The 7623-nt window shown below is 39.7% G+C and carries 8 protein-coding genes, 1 pseudogene and 1 riboswitch; of the genes and pseudogenes, 2 read left to right on the top strand and 7 right to left on the bottom strand.

Annotated elements, in window-relative coordinates; all coding sequences use genetic code 11:
* Nucleotides 1-72: 72 nt before the first annotated feature.
* The 3 genes and pseudogenes from AC1DVB_RS23935 to AC1DVB_RS23925 all read right to left on the bottom strand — a co-directional run bounded on the left by AC1DVB_RS23935 (nt 73) and on the right by AC1DVB_RS23925 (nt 2188).
* Complete coding sequence (locus tag AC1DVB_RS23935) at nt 73-558, bottom strand: DUF2975 domain-containing protein (RefSeq protein ID WP_095678328.1); 486 nt, start codon at nt 556-558, stop codon at nt 73-75.
* 207 nt (nt 559-765) lie between these two features.
* Nucleotides 766-1072 (bottom strand): annotated as a pseudogene (locus tag AC1DVB_RS23930) (transposase); the annotation flags it as partial.
* Between the two features lie 237 nt (nt 1073-1309).
* Complete coding sequence (locus AC1DVB_RS23925) at nt 1310-2188, bottom strand: LysR family transcriptional regulator (RefSeq protein WP_057275938.1); 879 nt, start codon at nt 2186-2188, stop codon at nt 1310-1312.
* A gap of 244 nt (nt 2189-2432) precedes the next feature.
* On the opposite strand from AC1DVB_RS23925, the gene AC1DVB_RS23920 reads away from it, so the two are divergent.
* Together AC1DVB_RS23920 and AC1DVB_RS23915 are read left to right on the top strand one after the other, a co-directional pair.
* Complete coding sequence (locus AC1DVB_RS23920; RefSeq protein ID WP_235568112.1) at nt 2433-3062, top strand: chromate transporter; 630 nt, start codon at nt 2433-2435, stop codon at nt 3060-3062.
* A gap of 48 nt (nt 3063-3110) precedes the next feature.
* Nucleotides 3111-3656, top strand: a complete 546-nt coding sequence (locus AC1DVB_RS23915) for a chromate transporter (protein WP_477591274.1) — start codon at nt 3111-3113, stop codon at nt 3654-3656.
* A 152-nt stretch (nt 3657-3808) separates the two neighbouring features.
* On the opposite strand, the gene AC1DVB_RS23910 is transcribed toward AC1DVB_RS23915, so the two are convergent.
* The 4 genes from AC1DVB_RS23910 to AC1DVB_RS23895 all read right to left on the bottom strand — a co-directional run.
* Nucleotides 3809-5125: a Na+/H+ antiporter NhaC family protein gene (locus AC1DVB_RS23910; RefSeq protein WP_477591272.1), complete on the bottom strand. Its 1317-nt coding sequence runs from the start codon at nt 5123-5125 to the stop codon at nt 3809-3811.
* 190 nt (nt 5126-5315) lie between these two features.
* Nucleotides 5316-5423: riboswitch (SAM riboswitch) on the bottom strand.
* A gap of 334 nt (nt 5424-5757) precedes the next feature.
* Nucleotides 5758-6429 (bottom strand): SOS response-associated peptidase, encoded by a 672-nt coding sequence (locus AC1DVB_RS23905; RefSeq protein ID WP_336059855.1) that lies wholly within the window; start codon nt 6427-6429, stop codon nt 5758-5760.
* Between the two features lie 59 nt (nt 6430-6488).
* The gene (locus AC1DVB_RS23900; protein WP_156404305.1) at nt 6489-6644 is read right to left on the bottom strand and encodes a hypothetical protein; all 156 of its coding nucleotides are present in this window, start codon (nt 6642-6644) and stop codon (nt 6489-6491) included.
* 323 nt (nt 6645-6967) lie between these two features.
* A partial coding sequence (locus tag AC1DVB_RS23895) for a formimidoylglutamase (RefSeq protein ID WP_477591269.1) occupies nt 6968-7623 on the bottom strand: 656 nt, incomplete at its 5' end.

Here is a 7623-nt window from a genome sequence, read left to right as displayed (position 1 = left end):
ATCAACTGGTGCCTGCGAATCATTTAGTTCGTAAAATTGAGGCTTCCATTCAAAGTCTTACATATCCGTTAATCATTCATTTTTTGACATTATATCTGGGTCATTTTTTAATGGCTTTTGAAGTGCGTCCACAATGGCTGCGATGATACTTGTTGCTAAAATACCCATTAGACATAATGATGTAGGACCCGCTGCATCATCACTACTTGTAACTTTAGCAAGCACCCTTAAGCTTACTATTCCTAACAAAATGAGGAAAATGACTGTAAAAGTACATTTCTTTATAATCTTCAAAGATTTAAGGGATAATTCAGAGAAAGCATTGTTCTTTTCGATGTAGGTTAATAGTTTATATGCTTGATAAAACGCAACAGAAAACGCAATACAGAATCCGTATGCACATACTAAAAAGGGGATTAGGAAGTAAGCCGTATCTGGATGTACCCTTGCATCTCTAACGGCTATCTCAGGCAACCAGATACACAAAGCAAGTACTGCAATTCCAGCCAGAAAAATAATTACCTTTAAGAAAGTCGTTGAACCTTGTTTAACATTCATTTAAAACACCTCACCTATTTAATGACAACATGATTTTAGCATATTATTTATTGTATTACAGTAAATTTATATTGTTTTTATTTATATTATTATTGTTATTGAAATATCTTTTTAATTWTAACAAAAATAAAAAGCACTTCTCATTACAAAGAAATGCTCTTACTTTAAAATTTACAACTTGTTCAACAAAACTGCCCGTTTAGATTTATGTGGTCTTCTGGTGCGTTGAAGAGGCGTGTTTGTGAGGTCGTTGAAGGTTTGATGGCAGGCTTTACAGCTGTAACGCTGCTGTTTCACCTCTCCAGCACATGTTTTGATAACGTATTTACCAAATCGCACAACAAAATGGCTGTCGCAATGTGGGCAGACAAGACTAGCTTTATGCTTTTGTACCTGGATTTCATCAATTGCACGAATAGGAGCCGACATCGGTTTCGTTCGAGACTGCAAGCAATATACAAGTTGCTGTTTCATTTAATGCATTGGCGAGCTTCTTTATTTCCTTTAACTCCACGCTATATCATCTCCGAACCATCATTAGATCTTTTATTATGCCCATTAACCCCTTTGTTTGTCTAACCGAAGACTGAATAACCAAATACATAATGCCCCCCCGATAGAGAAGAGCTTTTATAATCAATGCTGTATATTCAATTTACCATGACTTTTGCTAGCTGCCGGGGCCACGCCGTTAATCACGAAACTGAAAACGCTGCCAATTGTAAGAGTGAACAAAGGCAGCGTCCCATCCTTATTGAAGAAAATCAACAAATTTAGACACCCCTATTTTATTAAAACGCTTGTTTTTCCTGACTAGCCATAAATTTCTTGCCATATTTATTCTGTATATATCCACTTCCCGCAAAAAGCCTTGCTCCAATTCTCTTGCCACTGTCAACCTTGGCAAAATGCTGATTCCAAGTCCGGCTTCAACCGCACTTTTTATCGCTTGTGTACTACCAATCTCCATGTAGCTTTCAATTTTTTCTAAAACCCCATACTCCCTTAGCATATTTTCTACGATAAGCCGTGTTCCGGAAATGGATTCACGCCAAATCATCCTTTCATTTCCCAATTCCTCTAGCTGAATTTCTTTTCTGTCTTTCCATGGGTGGTCGGATGGACATACCAATATCAATTCGTCTTCGGCGAACTTGTCTACAATAAAATCGGTGTTTTCCACAAGTCCTTCCACCAAGGCCAAATCAATGACATCGTTTGAAAGATCCTCCAGAACCCGGGGCGTATTTTTTATCGTCAATGTCACTTTTATTTCTGGCTGTTGTTTTTTGAATCTCCCAAGCAAGCTAGGCAATAAATACTCACCGATAGTCAAGGAAGCCCCTACTATGAGATTTGCATTGTACTTCCCCGTCGATTGCTGAATCACTTCTTTTGAATGGTTGAAGTCATTTACTATGGCTTTTGCAAAAGGGTATAACAGCTTTCCTGCTTCTGTAACTCTCAGCCTTCCTTCCTCACGGTCGAATAACAAAGTGTTATAATAATTTTCCAGTTGATGGATCTGCCGTGTTACAGCCGGCTGTGATAAGAAACTTAACCTCGCTGCCTGGCTTATACTTCCTTCATCCACCACTAAACAAAACATTTTCAGATTTTCCAATTTCAAGAAAACGACCTCCATGTTTTTAGATAGTTTATTAAAATGATAGCATCATTAGGTAAATGGTGAAATGAAAATAGTGAGATACATTCTAAGGGTATTCAATTTTTGGCGGCATTCTAATAAAACGGATAAATCTTCTGGGTATAACGTTTTGTTATACCCGATGATTTTGTTGCAATTTACCCAGCCCTTTTTCTTTGATATGTTAATGATAAGAATTAAACAAAGCATGCAAAGGAAGTGACTGATGTCAATGAAAGGACAATGGAAAACTCTATTCCAATTATTTTGGACCTTTTTTAAAATAGCACCTGTCACATTCGGAGGCGGGTTTGCGATGATCCCTTTAATCGAAAATGAAGTGGTCGTAAAGAGAAAATGGATGAAAAGCGAAGAAGTTACGGATGTTTTTGCTTTATCTCAGTCCGTACCGGGAGCTGTCGCCATTAACTCCGCCACCTTTATCGGCCATCGAATTGCCGGAATGAAGGGGGCATTGGCAGCCATGATCGGTGTTTCATTACCTACCTTTTTAATTGTTCTGCTCCTGGGCATTGTGTATTTTTTCATACAGGATAATCCGAAGGTAGAATCCGCATTCATATCGATAAGAGCTTCCATTGTAGCCATCATCGCCTATGCGGCTATCAAGATAGGAAAAACCGCAGTTGTAGACAAATCAACTTTCTGTATTTTAATAGCAGGAATTCCCGTCCTCTTCTTTCTTCACCCTGTGATGGTTATATTAGCAGGAGCTCTAGCGGGTATTGTGACCATCTCCATTAAGAGAAAATTAGGTTACGATGTCAAGATGGACAAAAAAGATAGGAAAATAGAAGAAAATGATTTCGAACCTTTCATGGGTGCTGGCATATAGGTAACACAAAATAGGGTCTAACTAATTTTTAAGAAAGCATGTGATGGAATGATGGAATTGTGGGAGTTGTTTAGCACCTTCTTTATTATCGGCTTTGTATCTTTCGGAGGCGGATACGCCATGATTCCCGTAATAGAATCGGAAGTCTCACAGCATGGATGGATGACAACGCAGGAATTCACCGATATAATCGCCATTTCCGGAATGTCCCCAGGACCTGTCACCGCCAATAGTGCCATTCTCGTTGGCTATTCCACTGCTGGGTTAGCAGGAGCCATATCATCTGCTCTAGGAATCTTGCTTCCTGCCATTATATTCGTAACCGTTATAGCCACATTTTTCAGCAAATTGAATCATTATCCAGTTATTCAATCCATGTTTTATGGATTAAGACCGATTGTCACTAGTTTGATCATCTTTGCAGCGATCAGTTTAGCACTTTCCAATCATATGATAGCCGTGAACTTTTCATGGCATACGATAAGCTTATTAATCGTTTTTGGTTTATCGTTATTTGCCCTAATGAAATTACGCTGGCATCCAGCCTATATAATTATTCTTTCCGGTTTAGTTGGTGTTGTCCTCTATTCATGACAGGTGTCTCACACACAACCATCATTAATTTGGACCGGAATTAAGCAAAAAAATTGAAAAGTATGAGAAAACTTTATTATGTTTATGTATTTACCATACAGAAAACACCCTGCATCCAGTGATTCAGGGTGTTTTCTTATTATATTCTCTTTTTAAGAGGTACGTTTCTTCATTTCATCATTTCCCGGCTGAAACCGTGGAAAACCAATCAGGATGGCAATGATGCCACAAAGTCCAATCAGGATTGGGTAATATGAATACGGCAAGATGCTTAACGGAGAAATTTTTGCTACCCCTGCTGCAACAAGCAGTTGTGCTCCATATGGGATCAACCCTTGGATACAACATGCAAAAATGTCAAGGACGCTCGCCGATTTTCGCGGATCAATCCCATATTTTTCAGAAATATTTTTGGCAAGTGGCCCGGCAATGATAATCGAAATCGTGTTATTTGCCGTTGAAAGGTTCGTTAAACCAACAAGCCCCGCAATGCTGAATTCCGCCCCTTTTTTCGATTTGCTATTTCGTGTCACTAGGTGGAGTAAATAGTCAATGCCACCATTATGTTTGATTACAGCTACCATACCTGCAATTAAAATGGCAAGGAAGGAGATTTCATACATTCCCGCCATTCCTTCTCCAACTTTTTGAATGATACCCAACGGTTGATAACTACCATCAGCCAAGCCGATGATTCCGGCAAATACGATTCCTATGGAAAGGACCAAGAACACATTGACTCCTGCCAATGCAGTGACCAATACGCAAAGATACGGAAGAATCTTCACCCAATCATAAGACTGTTGGGAAATGTCAGCCTGTTCACCCATCGTTAAAATTCCTAGGATGGCACATGTGATGATGGCTGCAGGTAAAACGATGAAAAAATTCACTTTAAACTTATCMTTCATTTTCGTTCCCTGAGTTCGGACAGCAGCGATTGTCGTATCTGAAATGAATGAAAGGTTATCCCCAAACATCGCACCACCAATAACGGCTGCCATTGAAAGGGCAAGTGAAATATCAGTTTGTTCACTAATCCCTACCCCGATAGGTGCCAGGGCAACGATCGTTCCCATGCTTGTCCCCATGGATAGAGAAATAAAACATGYGATGATGAAAATCCCCACCATTAATAGATTTTGGGGGAAAACAGCTAAGGCAAGATTCACGGTTGATTCAACTGCCCCCATGCCATTGGCAACTTCGGCAAAAGCGCCGGCCAAAAGGAAAATGATAACCATTAACATAATATTGGCGTCCCCGGCACCTTTACAGAAGATATCAACCTTTTCATTGAATGTCTCTTTCCGATTCATCGCCAATGCAGCTGCCGATGCAATGGAAATCGCTACAATCACCGGAAATGAATAAAAATCTTTAGTGATGATTCCGGATCCAATAAATAAAATTAAAAATACGACAAATGGGATCAATGCCCATGGATTCCCTTTATTGTTTGCACTCATGATGTACACCTCTTTTTATTTTTCCCGCGACATGTGTCACAGCTCTTATTCTATTAACAGTTTTCGCAAATAACTCCAATTTGAACCTACCTGATTTTCCAGTCATGGAGCTGTAGCAAAAAACTGGCATAAAAAAAGACCCCTTCTATTTAATAACAAGAAGAGGTCTTTTAATTTATAAAAAACACCCTCCTTATCTTTCAGGCGAAAATCAGCCTGCTGGATTTGGCACAGCACTCCATTTAAGTCCGCTGCCGAGACATCTTCGGGCCAGTCCCTCCGTCTCTCTTGATAAGAAGATTACATTATATAATTATTTAAAAATTACGATGCCTGCCAGAAAAGTACCACGCTGGAAACTTGCCTGAGTTCGTGACATCGAAAGTCGTTTTGAAAAGCAAATATAACAGTACAGCATTTTGTCTATTTTCGCAAGGGTTAATTTTTAAAGTGTTTCACATGCACTCCTTACTGTTTATAAAGAGATCTAAGTTGATTGGAGCGGGTGTGCGAGACTCCTGGGGGAAAAGCGAGTGCCTTGAGGCGACGTCAAATTGTAAAAACCATAAAAAAAATGCAGACAAACTCGATCTTCATCGAGTTGTCTACATTCTGAGAGGTATAATGACCTCTCAGCAAATTTGTTGGATTAGGTTAGGTGAATTATTTTTAGTCGAGTTCACATCATTCGATACTTCAAATGCTTCCATCTGTTCCGAATCGAATGATTTTAAATACTGTTGCAGATATGCAGGATCATTAATGGAAGGATTCAACCAATCTTTTTCATCTTCTGGTTTTAGGATGACAGGCATGCGGTCATGAATGCTGGTCATTAGCTCATTTGGCACAGTTGTTATAACAGAGCACGAATAGATGCTGATGCCTTCAGGAGATTTCCAGGATTCCCAGAGACCGGCCATTCCAAATGGAGCATGATTCTTCAGTTTTATCCGCATCGGTATTTTTCTTTCTGGTGTCTTCTTCCATTCATAAAAAGAGTCAGCGATTATCAAGCATCTCTTCTTCTTATACGCATTCCTGAAGCTTGCTTTCTCAGCAATGGTTTCCGCTCTGGCATTGATCATTTTGTAGCCCGCTTTTTCGTCTTTTGCCCAGAAAGGAATGAGTCCCCACCGAAGATATCCAAGTCGGTTCCTTACCCCGTCATTAATGACGGAGAGCACGGATTGGGAGGGAGCAATATTGTAGCTGAATTGGTATTCCTCATCAAATGACCCTTGGATATCAAACCGTTCTTTTATTTCTTCTATGTCAGTGAAAAGAGTGAAACGTCCACACATAATATCGCCACCGTATTAAGATTTATTACAGTGTATCAAATGGAATGGGCAGGCACAAATCAGCTTTCTAAAATCCTGATATCAGTAAATGGTTGATTAAATAATTCGCTGGAAATCAAAAGAGTGCCAAGGACTTCTCTTTCATCTTCAGCTTTAATGATTTCCGACAAAATTAAGGTACTGCCATTCCTGACCGTTACTTTATATTCATTCATGGAATCCCTCCTCAAAAGGCTAGATGGTTGTTATTATAAACCAAAAACCCACAAGTATCAGTATTGAACTTAGCAGAGGCATGGAAAATTCACATGCCTTTATACTTTAAATGGTTAGTCGAACGAAGCAATGCCAAGGACCATGAATCCTTGTGAAGGAGGCGCAAAAAACTGTCCATGAATGATTCATGGACAGTCTGGGGGCTTTAAAGGTTTTTCGCTTCAATATTGAAGATAACATTAAGGAAAGCCCCAACAGTCGATACGAAAAGAAACGCTCTTTCTGGGAAGACCGAATTGGATTTGCCGCCATCCCATGTCCATTATTTAAAATGCAGCAAAACCTCATTTATTAAATGCCCTGCCAATGTAACGGTCTTATTATTTTCGTCCAATGAAGGGTTCACTTCAGAGATATCAAATGAGAGGATCTTTTCATTCGATACGATATGCCTAATAATGGCACGGACCAATTTCGGATCCAGTCCAAACGGCGATGGTGCACTTACCCCAGGTGCGTAGGCTGAATCAATAACATCCGTACATAATGTAAGCATGATATAGTCATTTTCCTTAGCGAATTCATTTATCCTCCGCTTCGTTTCATCCATTTCGTATAATGACAAATCTTCTTCCAATATGTAGTCGACATTACTCCTCTCTGCAGTTTCAAACAGTGCCTTCGTATTCCCCTGCTTCTGAATTCCGACACATAAATAGCCACAACTTTGATCTTCGTCCAAAATCTGCTTAAACATCGTGCCAGATGAAGTTTCATTTTCATAAGGTCTCATATCAAAGTGAGCGTCAATATTAATAATCCCTAGTCTAGCTTTTGGTCCAATGGATTTCCTAATCCCAAGATAATGGCCATACAGGGTTTCGTGACCTCCCCCAAGTATGATAGGAATCGCTTTACTCTCCAAAATCCGGGCAACAGCTGATCCCAGTTGAGATTGGGCGGCTTCCATCTCTGTAC

It is taken from the genome of Peribacillus sp. P4_D6 (genome assembly GCF_056401795.1).
The sequence above is the reverse complement of the archived record's forward strand: the minus strand, read 5'-3'. Positions and strand labels throughout refer to the sequence as shown.

Bases quoted from the DNA above. Each gene is read 5' to 3' on its own strand.
- AC1DVB_RS23935 (WP_095678328.1), bottom strand. From the start codon at position 558: ATGAATGTTAAACAAGGTTCAACGACTTTCTTAAAGGTAATTATTTTT.
- AC1DVB_RS23920 (WP_235568112.1), top strand. From the start codon at position 2,433: ATGTCAATGAAAGGACAATGGAAAACTCTATTCCAATTATTTTGGACC.
- AC1DVB_RS23915 (WP_477591274.1), top strand. From the start codon at position 3,111: ATGATGGAATTGTGGGAGTTGTTTAGCACCTTCTTTATTATCGGCTTT.
- AC1DVB_RS23905 (WP_336059855.1), bottom strand. From the start codon at position 6,429: ATGTGTGGACGTTTCACTCTTTTCACTGACATAGAAGAAATAAAAGAA.
- AC1DVB_RS23900 (WP_156404305.1), bottom strand. From the start codon at position 6,644: ATGAATGAATATAAAGTAACGGTCAGGAATGGCAGTACCTTAATTTTG.